The following is a 19,301-nucleotide window of genomic DNA, read 5'->3' as shown; positions in this document are numbered from 1 at the left end:
GGTTCCTTCCGGGAGTGACTCAAACCGGCCCCAGTGTTCCAGAGAGCATGATCGCTCGCTGACTCTTAAGGCTCACGGCACGACGAGTGTCCCACCCGCCCCCGCCTCAGCCCCAAACGGGGCCAGGGCAGGATCAGCTAACCCTTGCCCTGGCGCCGGAAAACAAGGCGTTACCCCCGTCAACCCCTAATGTGCCGCAACAGCGCCTCAATGTCGCCAGGCGCGAGCCCCGCTGCCACGGACGGCTCCTCTTCCAGGTCAGCGAGCTGCTGAACCGTCGGATCGTCCAGAATCCGCCCCATGAACTCCAGCTTCTGGTCCATCCTCACCTCGACCACCTCGTCGATGGTGTCGCGCGCCGCCAGCACCGTGACCCTCGTCTCGGTATCGGGAGCCAGGCCCAGACGGTGAATGCGGTCAAGGCTCTGGAGGTACCGGCCGGCCATGAAGTCGCGGTCCACATAGACGGCGTCGTGGCAGACATGGTGAAGACTGATCCCCTCCCCCAGCGTCGCCGGGTTGGAGATCAGGACCATGCAGCTGGGGTCCTCCCGGAAGCGGCGGAGCTGCTCCTCCCGGTCAGGCGTACCGCCGTACACGACGGCCGGGCTGTACTTCTCCAGCATCTGCGCCAGCGTCGTCAGGCTGCGTACGAAGGTCGTCCAGACCAGCGTCTTGCGGCCCTGCGCCGCGTTCTCCGCGATGATCGCCAGCGCCTCCTTGTACTTGGGCGACAGCTCGTAGTCAGGGAGGTTCTGGACCAGCGAGTACAGGGAGCTGCCGACCGGGATCTCCAGCGGAGGCAACTGGTAGGCCAGCGGCTCGTACTTGGTGGCGCCCTCCAGCAGCAGCGCCGGGCTGGTCGCCGCCATCAGCAGGCGCAGCGCCGTCTTGCCGAGCGCGCTCAGGTCCTCCCGGGCGGTGCCCGCGGCCATGCCGCCGACCAGGGAGCTGTAGATCTCGGCGTGCAGGGCAGGCATGTCGACGTAACGCATCCGCAGCGTCATCGGCGGGAGGCCGAGTTCCTGTTTGGTCGTACGCGTGAACAGCGGCCGCAGGACCGTGCTCGCGTAGGCGAGGTCGCCGCCGGCCACCGCGCGGGTCACGGTGCGCTGGCCGTGGCCCGGCCAGACGAAACCGAGCAGGTTCTCCAGATCCTTGGCGCCGTTCGGGGCCGGTGTTCCCGTGAGGATCAGGCGGCGTTCCGCGAGCGGGCCGAGCGCCATGCAGGCGGCGCCGTACGTTCCCCGGGCGCCCAGCTTCATCCGGTGCGCCTCGTCGAGGACGATCATCGAGGGCGCGGACTTGAGCCAGTTCGCCAGCAGGGGCAGCGAGCGGTCCAGGCGTTCGTAGTTGACGATGAGCACCTCCGCCCATTCGTCCAGTGAGCCGTCCAGTACGTGGGTGCGCAGTGGGTAGCCGAAACAGACGACGGTTTCGTAACGCCAGGACTCGTACGCCGACTTGGGGCAGACGACCAGCAGCCGCGTGGCGTTCCCCCGGGCCCGCTGTGCGGCGTACACAGCGAGCGCCACACGCGTCTTTCCGGCTCCGGGCACGCTGAAGTTCGCCCCGTGTCCCAGGGAGAGCAGCTTGGCGATGTCCCGGCGCTGGAAGGTGTTGAGGTCTGCCGCCCAGGTGTCCCCGAGCAGGCTGAGCACCTCGTCGGCGGCGACCTCCGAGGGGGCGGTCGCGGAATGCGACAGCCGTTCCTCGACCAGCCTGGAGTCCTTGACCACGCCGGATACGAGGTTGCGCAGTTCCGGTGCCCACTCCACGCCGGCGTGGTCGGGCCAGCCGCTGAGGACGCCCAGGTCCGCGAGGAGTTCGTCGAGCGCGACCGAGGCGGAGAGCGGGCCCAGCTGACCGCCGGTACGGAACCGGGCGGCCAGCTGGACGAGGTCCTGGCGGTACTGCTCGGTGGTCCGCAGGACCACACGGGTGCGCGTGTCGTCGAACCCCAGGTGCAGAGACGTTTCCGTCACCGGTTGCCCTCCGCCGTGGCGGCGGCGATCAGCCAGGAGACGCCGTCACCGGGGTTGGGGATACCGCGCCCGGCCTGCTGGGCGAGCTTGCGCAGGCTGGTCTGGAGCTTGAGGACGGCCTCGTCGAAGGCTTCCTCGTCCAGGCTGTTGGAGGTGCGGGCCTGGACCACTTCGATGACGCACTGGTCGATGCTGGCGCAGGCGTCCGCGAGACGGGCCGGGGCGAGCTGCTTGCGCTTGCGCAGCCGGGCCTGACGGCCGGCGCTCTCGATCGCCTGGTCGAAGGCGCCCTTGGCCTGGTCAATCACGGACTGGGCCGGAGCCTTCTCGCTGTCGGGCACGCCCGCCGTGGTGTTGCGGACCGTGGCCGCCGCACGGAGGATGCGGTCGTTCAGCGCGCGGGCAGCCGACACCGCCGACGAGGCCGCCGGCACGTCGAGGCCGAGGCCCGGGATGGACACCGACTCGGCCTGTACAGCCGTACCACTGTCCGCCAGCTCCGCCGGCAGCTCCTTCCCCAAGTACCCCTCCTTGAGGAACGCCTCGTCGATGTGGCGGACGTCCGTCTTCGAGAAGCCGAGCAGGATCGCCGCGAGACGCCACTCCTTGAGAATCTCGGCCTGGTCCCGGTCGAGGGTCTCCAGCTTCACGTAGAGCCGCTGGAGTTCCTTCAGCCGCTCCTGCGCGCCCTCCCAGTCGACCAGCCGCAGCGCGACTCCCCCGCCGCTCGCGCTGCGGTCGTTCAGCTCCTTGATGACGCTGAGGATCCACCGTTCCTGGTGGTACGTCGCCGGCTTGATCCGGAAGTCCTTGGCGATCTGCTCGGGCGTACGGCCCCGCCCCGCCTGCTCCTCCATAGCGAGCAGCCGGTTGATGTACGAGTAGTCGCGCCGCTGGTCCTGGCGGAGCTGGAGCGCGAGTTCCACGGCATCGATGTCGGCCTGGGTGAACGACGCGGGGAGTACGCCCACCCGCATCGTCTGCTTGCCGAGTTCCCTCAGGGCGACGGCGCGGGTGTTGCCGTTGACCAGCACACCGTGGTGGGTGACCAGCCCAGGGTCGTTCTGGCCGAACTTGTCCAGATCTTCCTGGAGCTTGTCGAAGTCGGGGTCCCTCAGCTCCGGGTTGGACGGCTGGGCCTTGAGCAGAGCGGTCAGGTAGGTCTGGCCGGCGTCCCCGAAGGGATCCTGGTCCAGGTTCCGGTCCTGGTCAGGCTTGTGGCTGCGCTGGGCACGGATGCGGTGCGTACCCGGGTTGAGGTAGAGGTCGGCCAGCGGGAGGTCGACCACGTCTACGTGGATCTGCTGCCCGTTCCAGTCAACCGTGACGGTCTCCCGGGTACCCCCGGACGACCTGACCTCCTCCAGCCTCTTCTTGATCAGGTCACTGAACTGCTCCGCGCGAGGCGGCGGCGGGAACTCCCGCACCATGGTCTTCCCCATACCTTTCTGTCGCCGGTCCTGCCGAACTCCGTTGCCGGTCGTGGAAATCAGTCGTCCATGTCCTCAATGGCCCCCGCCACCGCGTCACGCGACTCCTGGGGGAGCGTCCGGTAGATCCCCCAGGTCTTCTCGATCGGGCTGAACGAACGCTGGTCGGCGTCCATCCACTTGGCGAAGAGACGCCGCTCCATCGGGGAGAGGTTCTCCACGAGCTCCAGGAAGGCACCGAGGTCGATCTCGCGGTCGGCCCCGCCTCCCGTCCCGCACCTCTTGCACTCGGTGACGAGCTGGAACTCCTCGGTCCCGTCGGAGTGAAGCACCTTACGCCGGGAGACGTTGAGCTTCGACAGTTCGATGCCGCCCTCCTCGTACGTCTCGCCGGCGCCCACGCCACACGAGCGGCACAGGTGGTTGTCGTCCTGGAAGACCTTCGAGCGCTGGGCGGCGGTCAGGCTGGCCTTGTGCTTCGGCGCCTTCGACTTTCCGGGGATCCAGACGTCGGCGCCCCGGGTCACGAACCGCTGCTCCTGCTGGAGCAGGGTGGGGTCATCGCGGCTCGTGTCGATCCGCCAGCCGTGGTCCCGCAGGTCCCGCGCCCGGCGGTCGATCTGCGCGACGTCGGGGAACGCCTCACGGAGCTGGTTCTTGGTGAAGATGTTCCCCTCACCGACCACAGAGACCAGCCACAGCGCGGCCCGCACCATGCTGCCGAACTTCTTGTCCTGGTAGGACGGAACGATTTCCATGAGCGCCTCCTGAACTCGTGCCGACGGCACGCCTATTACTACTTCGGAGAGTGCCGCGACAACGACTGACTGCGCACGGCAGACGAACTCCGCGTTCCCCCGCTCCTCAGCGGCTCATCCAGCTGACACCACCCCCAGGGCAAAAGTCCAGAGCGATTCCCTCTTGCCCGGTAAAGCAATTCAAGAGAGCTGGACTTGCTCTTTGCGAGCAAGTCCAGCTCTTACGGGAAGGCGGGATAACCCAGCTATGGCGGCACCGCTCTTAGGGCACAATTGACGGACCACAGACATGACTTGGAGCGGCCCCGACGCCACACCTGAGGGACCCAGGAAGGCATAACCGCATGTCATCACCAGGAAGCAGCCCGGTCAGGGGCGGTTGGCTGGACCCCTCGAAGGGGTTCCACGCAGACGTTCAGCCCAGGAAGCGGCAACTCGCGTTTGCCTTGCGGTCTCTGTGCCGCCTGCTGAGATCGACAGATCCACACAGACCGGGAGATACCCCGCCTCTGCTGCGTGAGGCGGCGAAACGCCTGGGCTGCACTCAGGATTCACTGTCCCGGTACCTGAACCGCGCGCGGATTCCGCGCGCGGAATTCATTAAGCGCCTGTACGACGAAGCTCGTGCCGACGCCACCGCCAGCGGGCAGGAGGCCGACATCACCCTTGAGGCTTTGCTCGCCCTGCACACCAGCGCTCTGGATGAACAGCGGGGGCGCGACCACCCTGAACTGGACGACCAACTCGACGTGCTCACCGAGCAGATCAAGGCTCCCTGCGCGGCATGCGAGAACCGTCACCAGAAGCAGCAACGGGACGCCTCGCGGCTGAGGTCCGTCCGGAGGGAGATCACGAGGCTGCGTACGGAGGTAGCAGAGCTGAAGGCCGAGCGGTCCGAGCTGCGAGCCACCGAAGCCGGCCTGCGGGCGGATCTGGCAGCGCTCAGAGCGCAGCCTCTGCTGCCGGTCCCCCGTCCGCCACGGGACCGGCAGCAGAGAACGAAGGACACCCGGGCGGCACGACAGCTAGTAGCGCAGGCAACCGAACTGAGCAGCACCGGACGCGAAGACCTGGCATCCACCCTGATCAGACAGACCACGGCAGAGGTCATGACGCCAGCCGAGACCGCGCTGGTGGTGGTGGGACTGAGACAGCATCCCGGGGGAGACCAGCTGGCCGACGATCTGATCCACGTGTACGGCCGGGATCAGGAGAAGGAAGACGTCATGGCAGTAGCAGTGGAACTCCACGACGAAGGAGCGGCGGATGACGCCGGCGCGATACTACGGGCCTCGCTAGGCCACCGCGCCGGCGTCGCGCCCCGAGATCAGGCCGCGTCCGCCTCGTACCGCACCTGAGCCCGGTCCAGGAAGTCGTCCGGGTCATGCCCGCGAGCGGACGTCCAGTGCAACAGATCCGCGATCAGCTCGACTGCGGACGCCTCCATCACCGCACCCACCCGCCACCCACCACAAGCCTCCTGATACCTCTCAACCGCCGCCACAGCCCGAGCGATCCGCAGACACTCACTCCCCCGCTCAACGGCAATCTCGCACCACACCGCCTTACCCACAGCGGTAAGCACCGTCCCCCAGTCCACCGCGAGCGCACCGAGGAGATGAAGCCCCCGCCCGCACTCCTCGTCGCACCCGGCCGCCCTGAGGGACGGCACGGTGCTGCTCTTGTCATGGATCTCGACCCGCAGCCGCTCCGCCCTGCTCTCCAGGACCAGCGTCGCCGCCGCCCCCTCCCCGACGTGCTTGACGACGTTGGTGGCGAGTTCGGTGACGAGGAGTTCGGCCTCCTCGGCGGCGGCCGGCATCCCCCACTGGGAGAGCTGCTTGGCCACCGCCCTCCGCAGCAGGGGTACTTCCGCCGGCGCCGCCTCGAAGGGCAGGACACAGCGGAGTCGAGGTTCGGTGACGTCGTAGCCGGGCACGGCCACTCCTCCCTCCCTGGCCACACGCGCGCTGCGCTCGCCGTGTCCGTACGGCCGCACTGCGTGGCTGACTTGGTGGCCGAGCATGACACGGCCTGGAGGTCCCCCTGTGCAACTTCTCACCAGAAGTAATTCCATCGAGTGAACTCGGCGTCACTGAACACCACTTCACCTCCCGGCCTGGAAGGGTGCGCCACACGACATCCCAACTCGCCTGGACGGAACGCCACATGCGTGAACGGATCACCACCCGCCGACGCCAACTCGGCGCCACGATGCGCAAGTTGCGGGCCCGCAAAGGGTTCACCCTCGAAGAGGCGGGGGAACTCGTCGGCGTCTCCAAGGCCACGGTCAGCCGGTACGAGACAGAGGCCGGACCGGTCAGGTGGATCATCATCGAAGCGCTCTGCCGCGAGTACGGGACAACCGAGGTCGAGCGCAAGGCGATCGTCGCTCTCGCCAAGGACTCGAAGCAGCAAGGGTGGTGGCGTCCTTACGCGGACTCCATCCCCGAAAGCATGGATCTGCTGCTGACGTTGGAGGACGACGCCGTACGGGAGAACCACTTCTCCTGCGTCTACGCTCCTGGACTTCTCCAGACTCGCGCCTACAGCACGGCACTTCAGGTCGCCAACGAGATCCAGCTCGCGCCCGACGAGATCGAACGACTGGTAGACATCCGCATGAAGCGGCAGGAGATCCTGCTCCGCCCGAAGCCTCCCCGTATGTGGGCCATCCTCGACGAGTCCGCCATCCGCAGGGTCGTCGGTTCACCTCAGGTCATGCGGGAACAACTCGACCGGCTCCTCGAAGCATCGGAGTCCTCTCACATCACCCTTCAGATACTGCCGTTCTCCAAGGGCGCGCACACCGCTGCCCTGGGAAGCTTCGTCATCATCGGAGGAATCGAACCAGCGCTGGACGTGGTGTACGTCGACCTCCATACCGGTTCCCTCTTCCTGGAGAAGGACGAGGAACTGGACCGTTACAGGCTTGCGTTCGAATACCTCCAGGCACAAGCATTGGACATGGAGGCGTCCGCCGCCATGATCCGCCGTGCCCGCAAGGAGCTGTAAATGCCCGCCGGTCCCACGCTTGCCTGGTTCAAGTCGTCGTACAGCGGCGGCAACACCACCGAGTGCGTGGAGTGCGCCGGCACCGGCCACGGCACCCTCGTCCGCGACTCCAAGCAGCCCGACACCGCTGTCATAGCCGTCCGGAAGCAGGCGTGGTCGTCCTTCATAACCGCCCTGCGCGGCTGAGCAGACACACGCCGCCCCACCCCGTCAGAATGGCCCGATGCGCCGCCTCGTAGTCATCGACGCCCCCTCCAACCTCGGCCTCCGCCCGCCCACCGAGGGCACCGTGCCCGGCTGTTACAAGCTCGCGGGCGCGCTCCGCGAGCAACGGCTCGTGCAACGCCTCGGTGCGTACGAGGGCGGAGTCGTCGTCCCGCCCCGCTACGACCGGGGCAACTGGCAAGAGGGCGACGGGGTGTTCAACGCCGAGGCGATCGCCGGGTACACCCGTAGGCTCGCCGATCGGATCGAACACCACGTCCGCGCAGGGGACTTCCCGGTCGTGCTGGGTGGGGACTGTTCCATTCAGCTCGGTGCCTCGCTCGCGCTGCGGCGGATCGGGCGGTACGGGCTCGCGGTCGTCGACGGGTCCGCCGACTTCCGGCACCCCGGGAACTCCGACCGGGTCGGTGCGGCGGGCGGTGAGGAGTTGGCCATCGCGACGGGGCGGGGGCAGCGGGATCTGACGGACCTCGAAGGGCTGCGGCCGTACGTCAGGGACGAGGACGTACGGGTCCTCGGGATCCGGGACTACGACGAAGAGCGGGCCGAACTCGCGGAGTTGAGGATCTCGAACGCGACGGTGGGTGAGATCCGGGAGTGGGGGGCCGGGGACATCGCGGGCGCGGTCGTGCAGAGCCTCGAAGTCCCGGTGACCGACGGGTTCTGGGTGCATCTGGACGCCGACGTCCTGGACCCGTCCGTCATGCCGGCCGTCGACAGCCCCGACCCCGGCGGGCTCCTGCCTGCCGAACTCACCTCCCTGCTACGGCCGTTGGTGCAGTCGGAGCGCTGCGTCGGCTTCAACCTCACCATCTACGACCCCGACCTCGACCCCGACGGTTCCTGCGCGGCCCTCCTCGCCGACATCATCCAGGCGGCCTTCGGCCAACCCCGTTGAGTTCAGGGGACATCCAGGACGAGGTCGTCACCCTGTACCGACAGAGCCGCAGCAGCAGGGCGTTCCTGCCGACCATGATCTTGGGCACGCTCCAGACGGAGGCGTACGCGACGGTGATTCTGCGGCAGGTCGTGGAGTTCCTCGGGGTGCCGGACGATGTGCCGGCCGGGGTCGCCAAACGGATGGAGCGACAGGGGGGCAGCTTCAACGGCTGCTGGACGAGATCGAGTTGCCCTCGCTGAAGCTCGGCATTCTTCCCGCGCCGGCGGAGACGGGGGTCGTCCCCATGCCGGGCTTCAACATGTACGACGACAGCCTCGCGTCGTAGGAACTCGTCTCCACCGGCGTCGACATCACCGACCCAGCCGAACTCGCCCTCCACATCGAGGCGTTCGCGGCCATCAGCGGGGCGGCGGTGTACGGGGACGACGCCAAGGCGTTGATCTCCGAGGCTCTCACCCGTTGGAGCGGGGCGAGTTGAGGAATTCCGTGATCGCCCCGTACAGCTCGGCCGGCTGGTCCAGGTGGACGTCGTGGCCCGCGTTCGGAATGACGGTGATGTGGGTGTTGGAGGGGCGGCGGGAGCGCATCTCCGGGGGGTCCGAGGCGGGCATCGTGCCCTGTGCGCCCCGTACGACCAGGGTGGGACAGCGGAGGTGTGTCCACTCCTTCCAGTAGTCCCGGGTGGCCGGTTCGCGGACCGCCGCGGTCATCGTGTCGCGGTCGACGCGGGGGTGGCCGGTTCCGTCGGGGTGCCAGTTCAGGCCGTCGGCCCAGGCCGGGTGGCCCAGGAAGGCTACGGCGTCCTCGTACGAGGGGAAGGGGGACGGCCAACTGTCCAGCCAGGCGCCGATCTTGTCGGGGAGGTCGGGGGCCGCTGCGGCGGGGCCTGCCTCGATGAGGATCAGGGCTTCGACGAGGGCCGGGTGGGCTGCCGCAGTGACGAGGGCGGTCAGGCCGCCGAGGGACTGGCCCAGAAGTACTACGGGTCCTGTTTCCAGGGTCGTCAGGAGGGCCACCGCGTCCGCCGTCGCCGCCTCGCGGGACATGTCCGGTGGGGTGCGGGTGCTGGTGCCGTGGCCCGCGGCGTCGTAGCGGATGACTCGGTGGCCGGCGGAGAGGAGGTGGGTGGCCAGGTCGTTCCATTCGCCCATGTGGCCTGCCAGGCCGTGCAGGAGGAGGAACGGGGGGAGGGGGGCCGGGTGGGGTGGGTGTTCGTCGCGGTAGGCGATTCGGGTGCCGGTGGGGGTGTGGAGGTAGGCGGGCGGGGGTGGGGTCATGGTGGGGGATTCTGGTGCTTCGACACCCCGGCCCGCCTGAGGTTTTCGGCTCCCCGGCCCGCCTGAGGTCTTCGGCTTGCTGACCCACCTGAGGTTTTTGACTCCCCGGCCCGTCTGGGGTTTCGGCTCCCCGGCCCGCCTGGGTCTCCGATCAGAGTTTTCGCATCAGTTCCGCCCTGCCGAACAACAGCGCGTAGCCCTGCGGGAGTTGGGTGATCAGGCGGTCGGTCAGGGTGGGACCCGCGTAGTGGGACAGGGTGGTCAGGACCGAGGTGACGTGCCAACGGGCCGTGTCCGGAGTGGTGTTGCCGAGGCGGGCGGCCACCTTCGATACGAACTCCGCTGCCTTGCAAGGTGGTTGAGGCGAGGCTGCGAGGAGGGCTGTCGCCTCTGACGGGAGGGCGCGGGCCAGGGCCGTTCGCTCCGGGGCGGGGAGGTGGGGGGCCAGGGCCGTCAGGGTGGTGCGGGTGATCTTCTCCGCTTCCGCCGTGGTGGGGTACTGGCCCGTCCGCTTCACCCTCGCCACCAGGTGGGGCCAGGGTTCCGGAGTACGGATCAGGGAGTGTCTCGGTGACGGGACCGCCCTCCCCGAAACCGCGGTGTCCTTGGTCTGCTTCGGGTCGGCCGGGTGAGGCTCCGTCGTCGTCATCTTCTCGTTTCCGCTCGGTCTTCTCTCTGCGCCCCGTCTTCCGCTCCTGCCCCGTTCTCCTCCGGCGACACCTGTGAAGTTGACAGGGGTGGGCTCACGTTCGGGGGTGCCTCAAACCCCTGGGTTAGCCTCGGGAGTAACTCCCAGGAGGTACTCCATGGCCAAGGTTCCCAGCTCGCTCATCGCCGCCGGTGGGCTCGTCGGTGGGTACGGTGTCGCCCGCTGGACCAAGAAGCGCCAGCTCGGCGGGGTCGTGCTCGCCGGTGCGGGGGCCGCTGCCGCCTGGCAGTGGAAGGAGCGGGCCGGCGGGAAGGCCGCGGGAGCGCTCGGGGTCGCATACCTCGCCGCGTTCGCCGGGTCGCATCCTCTGGCGAAGAAGGTTGGGGCCTGGCCGTCCGTGTTCGGGGTCGCGGGGGTCGTGGGGCTCGCGTCGTGGGCGGTCGCGGACCGCAAGGGGGACTGAGGACGCCGTCGTACTTCGGGGCTACCCCGGCAGGGCTAGCAGCACCGTCGCACCTCGGAGCTACCCCGACAGAGGTACCAGCACCGTCGTACTCCGGAGCTACCTCCACAGCGGTACACCCCCCCAGGCGCCGATCCGCAGCCCCGTCACACCCCCACCCCGGCTCCCTCCCCCCGAAACGCCCGCCGATACCCCTGCGGGCTCGTCCCCACCACCCTCCGGAACCGTTCCCGGAACGCCGTCGGTGACCCGAACCCCACCTGCGCCGCGATCCGCTCGACCGGGTACGACGTCGTCTCCAGCAGATACTGGGCCCGCCGCACCCGCGCCCGATGCAGCCAGCGCAGCGGCGTCGTGCCGGTCTGTTCGCGGAAGCGGCGGTTGAGGGTGCGCGCGCTCATGCCGGCCCGCGCCGCGATCTGATCCAGCGTCAAGTCCCTCGCGCACTGGGCCTCCAGCCACTCCAGCAGGGGTTCGAGGGTGGCGCCGGACGGTGCCGGAGGCAGGTCGTGGACGATGAACTGCGCCTGGCCGCCCTCCCGTTCGAGAGGCATGACACACATGCGGGCCGCGTGCGCGGCGACCGCCGAGCCGTGGTCCGTGCGGACCATGTGCAGGCACATGTCCATCGCCGCGGCCGCCCCCGCCGACGTCAGGAACTGGCCGTTGTCGACGTACAACACCTCGGGATCCACGTCGACTTGGGGGTAGCGCTCGGCCAGGTCGGAGGCCGCGATCCAGTGTGTCGTCGCCCGCAGGCCGTCCAGGAGACCGGTCGCCGCGAAGAGGAACGCGCCCACGCAGACCGACGCGATCCGCGTGCCGTTCGCCGCCGCCGCGCGCAGCGCCTCCGCGACTCCCGGCGGGAGCTGCGCCGAGGGTTCGTCCACCCCGGGCAGGATGATCGTGTCGGCCTCGGCGAGGAGTTCGAGCCCGTACGGCGGACGCATCGTGAACGCCTCCGACCGCATCCCGACCCGTACGTCCTCCCCCGCCCGTACGCCGCACACCTTCACGTCGTACGGCGAACGCCCGTCCGGCAGCCGCGCCCAGCCGAAGGTGTCGATCGGCAGGGAGAGGTCGAAGGGGATGACTCCGTCGAGGGCGAGCACGGCAACGGTATGCATGACCGGATATTAGGTGCTCAACGGGTTTCCGCCACACGTCGAGGCCATGTCACGCCCCGGTCGTCGACCCCGGCCGTACGATCATCAGCACCGTCACCGTCGCCCACAGCAGGTTGAACACCCCGGTGAACATGGCGAGTCGGGCAGTCGCCCGCTGATCCCCACCGCCCTCCACCAGCACCTCCTGCCGGGGCAGCACAAGAACGACGAGGACGAGCGCCGCGGCGACCGTCAGCGCCGTCGACACGATCAGCCACGTGTCGCCCATCACCCCCATCGCGCTCGCCGTGGCGAACCCGAGGACGGGCACCGCGATGCCGATGCCCGCGTACACCTGGCAGATCCGGTGCAGCAGCCGTACGGCGGACCCCGCCCGTTCGTCCTCCGGCGCGGCCAGCGCCTTGCGCGCGGCGGGCGGGAACATGCTGGCGGCGACGGTGACCGGACCGACGGCGATGATCGCGGCGAGGACGTGCAGGGAGAGGAGGAGCTTGGTCATGGGGCGACGGTAGGAGGAGGCGGGGATCTTGGAGAAGTGGCGGGATTGTCAGGGGTCGACGGATTCTCGCCAGGACGATGCGCTCCGAAACCCCGGCTCCGAAACCCCAGCCCCGAAACCTCCGCTCCGAAACCTCCGCTCCGAAACCCCGCCACGGAGACCCCCACAACCGCTCACCCCACTTTTCGTTATCGCCCCCTCCCCCACCCCGTCTCCCCCACATGCACCTCACCCGACGCACCCTCCTCAAGGCCACCGCCCTCACCGGAGCCGCCACAGCCCTCCCCGCAACCACAACCACAACCGCGGCCACAGCCGCCCCCGCCGCCTACGCCCACCCCGGCCTCCTCCACACCACCGCCGACCTCACCCGCATGGCCACGAAGGTGAAGGCCAACTCGGCGCCCTACACGGCCGGTTACGCGAAACTCACCGCCAACCGCCACTCCCAGACCGGCTGGAACCCCCGCCCCCAGCAGACGGTGTACCGAGGCGCGGGCAGCCCGCAGAACTACACGCTCCTCTACAACGACCTGCACGCCGCGTACCAGAACGGCCTGCGCTACCACGTGAGCGGCGACGAAGCCCACGCCGACACCGCCGTGAAGATCCTCAACTCCTGGTCCGGCACGCTGACTTCGCTCCAGGGCTCCGCCGACCGCTTCCTCGCGGCCGGCCTGTACGGCTACCAGGCCGCGAACGCCGCCGAACTGGTCCGCGACCACCCGGACTTCGAGCTGGACCGCTTCCGCACGATGCTCACGGAGGTCTTCGCGCCGATCAGCGACAGCTTCCTGCTGCACCACAACGGCGCGGTCGTCACCAACTACTGGCCCAACTGGGACCTCACCGCCGTGGCCTGTGTCCTGGCGACCGGCGTCTTCTGCGACGACCGGGCCCAAGTCGCCCGCGCCGTCGACTACTTCAAGAACGGCGACGGGCTCGGCGCGGTCCGCAACGCGATCCCCGTCGTGCACGACGACGGCCTCGCCGAGTGGCTGGAGGCGGGCCGCGACCAGGGCCACACCCTGCTGGGGATCGGGCTCATGGGCACGGTCTGCGAGATGGCGTGGAACCAGGGCATCGACCTGTACGGGTACGACGACAGCCGGTTCCTGAAGGGCGCCCAGTACGTCGCGAAGTGGTGCCTCGGCGAGCAGGTCCCGTACACGCCCAACACGCGCCAGAAGGGCGCGATCGGCGGCTGGTCCGGCAAGGAGACCGCGTCCGCCGCGGCGTCCGTGGACCCGAACATGACCCGCCCGGTCTGGGCGATGATCGCCAACCACTACACGAAGCGCCGCGGCCTGGACGCCTCGTACGTCACCCGCGTCGCCGCGAAGTCGGCGCCCGAGGGAGGCGGCGGCGACTACGGCCCCAACAGTGGCGGCTACGACCAACTGGGCTTCGGCACACTGGCGTTCACGCGGGACCGGGCGACGGGGAACGGCCGGCTCCCGGGAGCCGGCGCGGGAGCGGGCGCCGCGAGCCCCACCGCGAACGCCTCCGCAGGCACCGGCGCTGACCCCACCACCGGCACGAGCCCCGCCCCCTCGACCGCCCCCAACCACCCCAAGACCCAGAACCTGGCCGCCACCGGCCCCACCGACCTCGCCCCCTGGGCCGCCACCGGCATCACCACCCTCGCCGCCGGCTTCCTCCTCCTACGCCGCCGCAACAGGAACCGCGAACTCCAGCCCCAGGCCCGGCAGACCCCGCCCCAGTAGCCCCGGGCCACCGACACCGGCCCGACCCCGGCACCCCAGCTGGCCCTCACCCCCGCACACCCGGCCCGACCGTCCCGCCCCGGCAGACACCAGCCCTCAAGCCCCCACAGCCCGGGACACCGTATAGATCAGCACCCCCGCCAACGCCCCCACCACCGTCCCGTTGATCCGGATGAACTGCAGGTCCCGCCCGATGTGCGCCTCGATCTTCCGCGTCGTGTGCTCCGCGTCCCACCCGGCGACCGTGTCCGTGATCAGGGACGTGATCTCCTTCCGGTACGTCGTCACCACGTGGACGGCCGCCCCCTCGACCCAGCCGTCCACCTTCCCCTGGACGGAGGGTTCGGCGGCCATCCGCGCGCCCAGTGACAGCAGCGCGGCCCGCACCCGCAGGCGCAGCTCGCTGCGCTCGTCCTCGGCGGCGGCGACGATCATGGAGCGGACGGCCGTCCACGCGGACGCGATGAGGTCCTGGACCTCGCCCCGGCCGAGGACCTCGGTCTTGAGGCGTTCGACCCGCGCGCGGGTGTCCGTGTCGGACTGGAGGTCGGCGGCGAAGTCGGCGAGGAACCGGTCGAGGGCGCCGCGCGCGGGGTGCGAGGGCATGTCCCGCATCTCGGTGACGAACCGCAGCAGCTCCTTGTAGACGCGATCACCGATCCGCTTGTCGACGAACCGGGGCGTCCAGCCGGGCGCCCCGCCCTCGACGGCGTCCATCACGGAGTCGGCGTGCAGCACCAGCCAGTCGTGCGCCCGCGCCACCACCAGGTCGACGGCGCGCTTGTGGCCGCCGTCGGCGACGATCTTCTCCAGCATCTTGCCGATGCCGGGCGCGATCTCCTGCGCGTCCGCGCGCCGGGTGATGGCCTCGCCGACGACCGCCTGGACGTCGGAGTCGCGCAGCACCGCGAGCGCCCCGCGCAACGCCGTGGCCAGCTCCGCGGTGACCCGGTCGGCGTTCTGCGGCTCGGCGAGCCAGTCACCGAGGCGGCTGCCGATGCCGACGGAGCGCAGACGCTCCCGTACGACGTCCTCGGAGAGGAAGTTCTCGCCGACGAACTCGCCCAGGGACACGCCGAGGGCGTCCTTCTTGGTGGGGATGATCGCGGTGTGCGGGATGGGCACGCCCATGGGGTGGCGGAAGAGGGCGGTCACGGCGAACCAGTCGGCGAGCGCGCCCACCATGCCGGCCTCGGCCGCCGCCGCGACGTACCCCGCCCAGGCGCCCGCGCCCTCGTGGGAGGCCCACTTCGCCAGCACGTACACGACGGCCACGAAGAGCAGCAGCCCGGTCGCGGTGAGCTTCATCCGCCGCACCCCGCGCTGCCGCTCCTCGTCGGCGGCGGTGAAGGCGGTCATCGTGCGGTACGAGGGACCGGCGCTCCCGGCGCCATCCGTGTCCGCATCCGCTTCCCTGCGTTCCATAAGCTCCACCCGGTCGCCGATCTCCTCCCCATTGTCCTTCTTGCTCCTGGAACGGAAGAGGCGTCCCCGATGGTTCCCACCACCCCCGCGTTCACTCGCGCGGGTGATCCTCCCGGCGCTTGCGGGACTCCCCCAGCAGGTCCCCCGTCGCACCGTGATGCCCTTCCAGCATCCGGTGCCCGCGCCGCTCCTCCTTCAGCTGGCGCCGCTCCTCGCGCCGGTCCAGCTTCTCCTGCTTCAGCGCCGCCCTGGTCCGCTTGCGCTCGATGTCGACGCCGCCCCAGAACGCGAACCCGGTGATCACGACGCGGGGTGCCCCGGGACCGGCGGGGACACCGCTCTCGCGGTGGTCGAAGCCGCCCATGATCCCGATCCCCTTGGAGGCGATCTCGACGCCGGGCGGGACGGTGATCTGGATCCCGCCCATGATCGCCACGCAGTTGATCTCGACCTCGCCGGACGAGAAGTCGGCCTCGCGCAGGTCGAGTTCGCCGCCTCCCCAGAAGGCGACGCAGTTCAGCCGCCGGGGGACGGTCCAACGCCCCTTGCGCTGGAAGCCGGACATGATCGCGACGGCCCAACTCGGCGAGGAATCCCCGCCGCCGACCACCCGACCCGTCCAACTCCCGTCGGTCGGCGGCTCCTTGACCAGGTTCACCGGCGCCTGCGGCACGCCCCCGGGCGCGGGCAGGTCACGGGTGATCGGCGCCAACTCGCCGTACGTACGCGCTTTGTAGGTCGCTTCGAGGCGTTCCTGGAACTCCTCCATGTCGAGCCGACCCTCCGCGACGGCGTCCCGCAGGACTTCCACGACGCGTTCGCGGTCGGCGTCCGATGCGCGCAGTTCCGGAGCGTTGTCGGTCATACGGCCAGCCTACGAGGAAGCGGCGTGCGGCACTACGCGGTGGCTCTGTCCGACGGGGGTTTGGGGGTGTCCCCCAAAGAACGCAGCATTTTCGCGATCACCGCCTCGATGTCCGGCTCCCTGACCGACAGGTCCACCAGCGGATACTCCGCCGCGATCCGCGCGACCAGCGGCGCCGCCGACTCGGACGCCGGGAACGCGAGCCACTGGCGTACGCCCTCGACGCGTACGACGCGGGCGGCGGGGCCCGCGTCGATGGGCGGGAGTTCGCGTTCGAGGTCAACGACGAGGACGCGTTCGCTCTCGCCCGCCTCGTGCAGGCCGGCCAGCGGGCCGTCGTACATCATGCGGCCGTGGTCGATGACCATCACGCGTTTGCAGAGCTGCTCGATGTCCTGGAGGTCGTGGGTGGTGAGCAGGACCGTCGTGCCGCGTTCGGTGTTCAACTCCCGCAGGAAGTCACGGACCTTGGCCTTGGAGACGACGTCGAGGCCGATGGTCGGCTCGTCGAGGTAGAGGACGTCGGGGTCGTGCAGGAGGGCTGCCGCGATGTCGCCGCGCATCCGCTGCCCGAGGGAGAGTTGGCGTACCGGGCGGTCCAACAGGTCGGCGAGGCCGAGGAGTTGGACGAGGCGGTCGAGGTTCTCGGCGTAACGGGCGTCCGGGATGCGGTACATGCGGTGCATCAGCCGGTAGGAGTCGATGAGCGGGAGGTCCCACCAGAGCGTCGTGCGCTGCCCGAAGACCACGCCGATGCGGTGCGCGAGGCGGACGCGTTCGCGGGAGGGGTCGATGCCCGCGACGCGCAGCCGGCCGCCGCTCGGGGTGAGGATGCCCGTCAGCATCTTGATGGTGGTGGACTTCCCGGCGCCGTTCGGGCCGATGTAGCCGACCATCTCGCCGCGCTCGACGGTGAAGGAGAGGGAGTCGACGGCCCGCACCTGGGAGCGCTCGCGCTTCAGGAAGCCGGTCTTGCGGCGGACGTCGAACACCTTCTCCACGCCGTCCACCTGGATGAATGCGGCCATGGTTCAGCTCCCTGTGCTCCGGTACGACCTGACGCCCGCGCGCCAGACGAGCCCCGCCAGCGCGCAGCACAGCGCGGCGACCAACGGCGCCGCCCACGCGGCCCCTTGGGGCAGTCCCAGCGGGTACGGGCGGCCCAACACGTGGGACGCGGGCACCCAGTTGACGAACGCGAGCGGGAAGACGAACGTCACCCCGCGCACCAGCTCCTTCGCGAACACGGTCGGCGGGTACTGGAGCATCGTCCCGCCGCCGTAGGTGAACGCCGACTGCACCTCGGCCGCGTCCTCGGCGATGAACTGGAACGCGCCGCCCGCGACGAACACCGCCGAGAAGATCGCCCCGCCGGACAGCACGGTGACCGGGACGAGGAGCAGCTTCTCCGGCGTCCAGTGGATGTCCAGCGTGACGAGCGCGTACCCGAGGACCAGCGCGCCCTGGGTGATCCGGCTGAGCCGGCGCAGCGCGAACCGGTCGGCGGCGATCTGGGCGAGTACGGGGGCGGGCCGGACGAGGAGGGTGTCGAGGGAGCCGTCGCGCACGCGCGAGCCGAGGCGGGCCACGGAGCCGATCGCGAGGTCGGCGATGCCGAACGAGATGGCCGCGAGGCCGTACAGGAAGGCCACCTCGGGCAGGGTGTAGCCGCCGAGGGAGTCGACCTGGGAGAACATCAGGGTGATGCCGACGAAGTCGAGGCCGGTCAGCAGGAGGCCGCCGAACAGGGACATCGCGAACGAGGCACGGTAGGCGAGGGTGGAGCGGATCCACATGCCGGCGATCATCCGGTAGGTGCGCAGGGCCTCGGTGAGCCGGTTGCCGACGTGCGCGCCGGCGTCGTACCCCCCGGGTCCGTCGTACCCGTCGTACCCGTCGTACTTCTGGGGTAGCTCAGCCACCTTGCACCACCACCCTGCGGGTCGCGACCGTCACCAGGAGGCGGCCGGCGGCGAGGAGGACCACGGCCCACGCCGCCTGGAAGGCGTACACGTGTAGTACCGAGGTCTTACCCATCAGCAGATCCGCCGGCATCTGGAGCTGCGCGGCCCACGGGAGGGTCTGGACGACGTCGCCGAGGGCGCCCGGGAAGGCGTTCAGCGGGAGGGTCATGCCCGAGCAGAACAGGCCGGCGATCATCATCATCTGGAGGGCGCCGGTGCCGTCCAGGAGCCAGAATCCGGTGAGCGCGACCAGGAAGCGGATGCCGAAGCTCACCAGTGCCGCGAGGACCAGCGCGATCAGGAAGGCCAGCCAGCGCAGGGGGTCGGTCGGCAGGGCCGTGGGGAAGAGGAGGGCCCCGATGACGAACGGGATCACGCCCCGGCCGATGAGCTGGAACGCCGCGCGGCCCAAGTCGGCGGCCAGCCACCAGAGTTGGAGGTCGACCGGACGGTACAGGTCGACCGCGACGTCGCCGGAGCGGATACGCTCCATCAGGTCGACCTCCACTCCGCCGCTCTGCAGCGCGAGAGTCGCGAACAGGGCCTGACCCAGCCAGACGTACGTCACCGCCTCCGCCTGGTCGTACCCTCCGAGATGCGGGCGTTCGTCCCACAGAGCGAGATAGGTATAGACCAGAATCAGACCGAAGACCGTGTTGGTGAACACTCCGGCGGCCGTCGCGATCCGATACGTCGCGTACCGTCGGAAACCCCCCGCGGCAACGGCCGCGTACAACCGCGCCGGACCCACGGCCATCGGCCCCCTGTTCTCTGTGACATTCCTCGCACGACACCGAAGCGCAGGAGCCTAGTGCGCAGGATCGGTGACGTGCCAGGCGTTTTCTCCGCCAACGCGTGCCGATTGCCGGGAACGGTTCGCTTGGTGCGAGAGTCTTCAAACCAGGGGCACGCGAAAATCGAGGTACGACGGGACTCTCGCGTACGCCGCGTACGCCGAGCAGTAACGGGTCGCACGGCCCGCACGCACCAC

21 protein-coding genes are annotated in these 19,301 nt (G+C 69.5%); 7 read left to right on the top strand and 14 right to left on the bottom strand.

The features are described 5' to 3' along the window. Positions 1 to 179: 179 nt before the first annotated feature. The 3 genes from ACLZOT_RS44370 to ACLZOT_RS44360 are packed head-to-tail and all read right to left on the bottom strand — an operon-like array spanning position 180 to position 4,173. The gene (locus ACLZOT_RS44370) at positions 180 to 1,985 is read right to left on the bottom strand and encodes a DEAD/DEAH box helicase (RefSeq protein ID WP_416974935.1); all 1,806 of its coding nucleotides are present in this window, start codon (positions 1,983 to 1,985) and stop codon (positions 180 to 182) included. Continuing rightward, positions 1,982 to 3,427: a hypothetical protein gene (locus ACLZOT_RS44365; RefSeq protein WP_416974934.1), complete on the bottom strand. Its 1,446-nt coding sequence runs from the start codon at positions 3,425 to 3,427 to the stop codon at positions 1,982 to 1,984. Before ACLZOT_RS44365 ends, ACLZOT_RS44370 begins: the two co-directional genes overlap by 4 nt. Positions 3,428 to 3,474: 47 nt before the next feature. Next, complete coding sequence (locus ACLZOT_RS44360) at positions 3,475 to 4,173, bottom strand: hypothetical protein (RefSeq protein ID WP_416974933.1); 699 nt, start codon at positions 4,171 to 4,173, stop codon at positions 3,475 to 3,477. Between the two features lie 344 nt (positions 4,174 to 4,517). Here ACLZOT_RS44360 and ACLZOT_RS44355 point away from each other — a divergent pair, with 344 nt between their 5' ends. Further along, the gene (locus ACLZOT_RS44355; RefSeq protein WP_416974932.1) at positions 4,518 to 5,531 is read left to right on the top strand and encodes a hypothetical protein; all 1,014 of its coding nucleotides are present in this window, start codon (positions 4,518 to 4,520) and stop codon (positions 5,529 to 5,531) included. On the opposite strand, the gene ACLZOT_RS44350 is transcribed toward ACLZOT_RS44355, so the two are convergent. Next, positions 5,501 to 6,112 carry an ATP-binding protein gene (locus ACLZOT_RS44350; RefSeq protein ID WP_416974931.1) on the bottom strand — a complete coding sequence of 204 codons (612 nt, stop codon included), beginning with the start codon at positions 6,110 to 6,112 and terminating at the stop codon, positions 5,501 to 5,503. The two genes, ACLZOT_RS44355 and ACLZOT_RS44350, sit on opposite strands and share 31 nt — an antisense overlap. A gap of 230 nt (positions 6,113 to 6,342) precedes the next feature. On the opposite strand from ACLZOT_RS44350, the gene ACLZOT_RS44345 reads away from it, so the two are divergent. The 4 genes from ACLZOT_RS44345 (at position 6,343) to ACLZOT_RS44330 (ending at position 8,553) form a co-directional block, all read left to right on the top strand. After that, the gene (locus ACLZOT_RS44345) at positions 6,343 to 7,188 is read left to right on the top strand and encodes a helix-turn-helix domain-containing protein (protein WP_416974930.1); all 846 of its coding nucleotides are present in this window, start codon (positions 6,343 to 6,345) and stop codon (positions 7,186 to 7,188) included. Continuing rightward, on the top strand, positions 7,189 to 7,374 hold the full coding sequence (locus ACLZOT_RS44340) for a DUF397 domain-containing protein (protein WP_416974929.1): 186 nt from the start codon (positions 7,189 to 7,191) through the stop codon (positions 7,372 to 7,374). A 37-nt stretch (positions 7,375 to 7,411) separates the two neighbouring features. Then, entirely contained in the window at positions 7,412 to 8,311 is a 900-nt protein-coding gene (locus ACLZOT_RS44335) for an arginase family protein (protein ID WP_416974928.1), read from the top strand. A gap of 74 nt (positions 8,312 to 8,385) precedes the next feature. After that, entirely contained in the window at positions 8,386 to 8,553 is a 168-nt protein-coding gene (locus ACLZOT_RS44330; protein ID WP_416974991.1) for a hypothetical protein, read from the top strand. Here the strand turns inward: ACLZOT_RS44330 and ACLZOT_RS44325 are convergent. The 3 genes from ACLZOT_RS44325 to ACLZOT_RS44315 all read right to left on the bottom strand — a co-directional run bounded on the left by ACLZOT_RS44325 (position 8,516) and on the right by ACLZOT_RS44315 (position 10,240). Beyond that, complete coding sequence (locus ACLZOT_RS44325; protein WP_416974927.1) at positions 8,516 to 8,770, bottom strand: hypothetical protein; 255 nt, start codon at positions 8,768 to 8,770, stop codon at positions 8,516 to 8,518. The two genes, ACLZOT_RS44330 and ACLZOT_RS44325, sit on opposite strands and share 38 nt — an antisense overlap. After that, positions 8,767 to 9,591 carry an alpha/beta fold hydrolase gene (locus ACLZOT_RS44320; RefSeq protein ID WP_416974926.1) on the bottom strand — a complete coding sequence of 275 codons (825 nt, stop codon included), beginning with the start codon at positions 9,589 to 9,591 and terminating at the stop codon, positions 8,767 to 8,769. Before ACLZOT_RS44320 ends, ACLZOT_RS44325 begins: the two co-directional genes overlap by 4 nt. Positions 9,592 to 9,742: 151 nt before the next feature. Then, positions 9,743 to 10,240 carry a DUF2267 domain-containing protein gene (locus ACLZOT_RS44315; RefSeq protein WP_416974925.1) on the bottom strand — a complete coding sequence of 166 codons (498 nt, stop codon included), beginning with the start codon at positions 10,238 to 10,240 and terminating at the stop codon, positions 9,743 to 9,745. Positions 10,241 to 10,397: 157 nt separating this feature from the next. Between ACLZOT_RS44315 and ACLZOT_RS44310 the strand changes: the two genes are divergently transcribed. Then, positions 10,398 to 10,703 carry a hypothetical protein gene (locus ACLZOT_RS44310; protein ID WP_055724870.1) on the top strand — a complete coding sequence of 102 codons (306 nt, stop codon included), beginning with the start codon at positions 10,398 to 10,400 and terminating at the stop codon, positions 10,701 to 10,703. A gap of 146 nt (positions 10,704 to 10,849) precedes the next feature. Here ACLZOT_RS44310 and ACLZOT_RS44305 read toward each other — a convergent pair whose 3' ends face one another. Continuing rightward, positions 10,850 to 11,830, bottom strand: coding sequence for a GlxA family transcriptional regulator (locus ACLZOT_RS44305; protein WP_416974924.1), 981 nt, complete (start codon positions 11,828 to 11,830; stop codon positions 10,850 to 10,852). Positions 11,831 to 11,879: 49 nt separating this feature from the next. Continuing rightward, entirely contained in the window at positions 11,880 to 12,329 is a 450-nt protein-coding gene (locus ACLZOT_RS44300) for a hypothetical protein (RefSeq protein WP_416974923.1), read from the bottom strand. A gap of 221 nt (positions 12,330 to 12,550) precedes the next feature. On the opposite strand from ACLZOT_RS44300, the gene ACLZOT_RS44295 reads away from it, so the two are divergent. Continuing rightward, a complete protein-coding gene (locus tag ACLZOT_RS44295) occupies positions 12,551 to 14,056 on the top strand; it encodes an alginate lyase family protein (protein WP_416974922.1) in 1,506 nt (501 codons plus the stop codon). A gap of 96 nt (positions 14,057 to 14,152) precedes the next feature. On the opposite strand, the gene ACLZOT_RS44290 is transcribed toward ACLZOT_RS44295, so the two are convergent. The 5 genes from ACLZOT_RS44290 to ACLZOT_RS44270 form a co-directional block, all read right to left on the bottom strand. Further along, positions 14,153 to 15,481 carry a DUF445 domain-containing protein gene (locus tag ACLZOT_RS44290; protein WP_416974921.1) on the bottom strand — a complete coding sequence of 443 codons (1,329 nt, stop codon included), beginning with the start codon at positions 15,479 to 15,481 and terminating at the stop codon, positions 14,153 to 14,155. Between the two features lie 91 nt (positions 15,482 to 15,572). Next, positions 15,573 to 16,346, bottom strand: a complete 774-nt coding sequence (locus ACLZOT_RS44285) for a DUF1707 SHOCT-like domain-containing protein (RefSeq protein WP_416974920.1) — start codon at positions 16,344 to 16,346, stop codon at positions 15,573 to 15,575. Between the two features lie 32 nt (positions 16,347 to 16,378). Then, the gene (locus tag ACLZOT_RS44280; protein WP_416974919.1) at positions 16,379 to 17,374 is read right to left on the bottom strand and encodes an ABC transporter ATP-binding protein; all 996 of its coding nucleotides are present in this window, start codon (positions 17,372 to 17,374) and stop codon (positions 16,379 to 16,381) included. A gap of 3 nt (positions 17,375 to 17,377) precedes the next feature. Next, positions 17,378 to 18,268, bottom strand: coding sequence for an ABC transporter permease (locus ACLZOT_RS44275; protein WP_416974918.1), 891 nt, complete (start codon positions 18,266 to 18,268; stop codon positions 17,378 to 17,380). Next, complete coding sequence (locus tag ACLZOT_RS44270) at positions 18,261 to 19,067, bottom strand: ABC transporter permease (RefSeq protein ID WP_416974917.1); 807 nt, start codon at positions 19,065 to 19,067, stop codon at positions 18,261 to 18,263. The genes ACLZOT_RS44275 and ACLZOT_RS44270 overlap by 8 nt, the downstream gene beginning before the upstream one ends. Positions 19,068 to 19,301 lie beyond the last annotated feature (234 nt).

The organism is Streptomyces sp. 4F14, assembly GCF_048159485.1.
GTDB lineage: Bacteria > Actinomycetota > Actinomycetes > Streptomycetales > Streptomycetaceae > Streptomyces.
Note: the sequence above shows the minus strand (reverse complement) of the source record. Positions and strands in the feature narration are given on the sequence as shown.

Bases quoted from the DNA above. Each gene is read 5' to 3' on its own strand.
- ACLZOT_RS44320 (WP_416974926.1), bottom strand. From the start codon at position 9,591: ATGACCCCACCCCCGCCCGCCTACCTCCACACCCCCACCGGCACCCGA.
- ACLZOT_RS44340 (WP_416974929.1), top strand. From the start codon at position 7,189: ATGCCCGCCGGTCCCACGCTTGCCTGGTTCAAGTCGTCGTACAGCGGC.
- ACLZOT_RS44310 (WP_055724870.1), top strand. From the start codon at position 10,398: ATGGCCAAGGTTCCCAGCTCGCTCATCGCCGCCGGTGGGCTCGTCGGT.
- ACLZOT_RS44290 (WP_416974921.1), bottom strand. From the start codon at position 15,481: ATGGAACGCAGGGAAGCGGATGCGGACACGGATGGCGCCGGGAGCGCC.
- ACLZOT_RS44300 (WP_416974923.1), bottom strand. From the start codon at position 12,329: ATGACCAAGCTCCTCCTCTCCCTGCACGTCCTCGCCGCGATCATCGCC.
- ACLZOT_RS44295 (WP_416974922.1), top strand. From the start codon at position 12,551: ATGCACCTCACCCGACGCACCCTCCTCAAGGCCACCGCCCTCACCGGA.
- ACLZOT_RS44305 (WP_416974924.1), bottom strand. From the start codon at position 11,830: ATGCATACCGTTGCCGTGCTCGCCCTCGACGGAGTCATCCCCTTCGAC.
- ACLZOT_RS44330 (WP_416974991.1), top strand. From the start codon at position 8,386: ATGATCTTGGGCACGCTCCAGACGGAGGCGTACGCGACGGTGATTCTG.
- ACLZOT_RS44355 (WP_416974932.1), top strand. From the start codon at position 4,518: ATGTCATCACCAGGAAGCAGCCCGGTCAGGGGCGGTTGGCTGGACCCC.
- ACLZOT_RS44345 (WP_416974930.1), top strand. From the start codon at position 6,343: ATGCGTGAACGGATCACCACCCGCCGACGCCAACTCGGCGCCACGATG.
- ACLZOT_RS44315 (WP_416974925.1), bottom strand. From the start codon at position 10,240: ATGACGACGACGGAGCCTCACCCGGCCGACCCGAAGCAGACCAAGGAC.
- ACLZOT_RS44280 (WP_416974919.1), bottom strand. From the start codon at position 17,374: ATGGCCGCATTCATCCAGGTGGACGGCGTGGAGAAGGTGTTCGACGTC.
- ACLZOT_RS44285 (WP_416974920.1), bottom strand. From the start codon at position 16,346: ATGACCGACAACGCTCCGGAACTGCGCGCATCGGACGCCGACCGCGAA.
- ACLZOT_RS44360 (WP_416974933.1), bottom strand. From the start codon at position 4,173: ATGGAAATCGTTCCGTCCTACCAGGACAAGAAGTTCGGCAGCATGGTG.
- ACLZOT_RS44365 (WP_416974934.1), bottom strand. From the start codon at position 3,427: ATGGGGAAGACCATGGTGCGGGAGTTCCCGCCGCCGCCTCGCGCGGAG.
- ACLZOT_RS44270 (WP_416974917.1), bottom strand. From the start codon at position 19,067: ATGGCCGTGGGTCCGGCGCGGTTGTACGCGGCCGTTGCCGCGGGGGGT.
- ACLZOT_RS44335 (WP_416974928.1), top strand. From the start codon at position 7,412: ATGCGCCGCCTCGTAGTCATCGACGCCCCCTCCAACCTCGGCCTCCGC.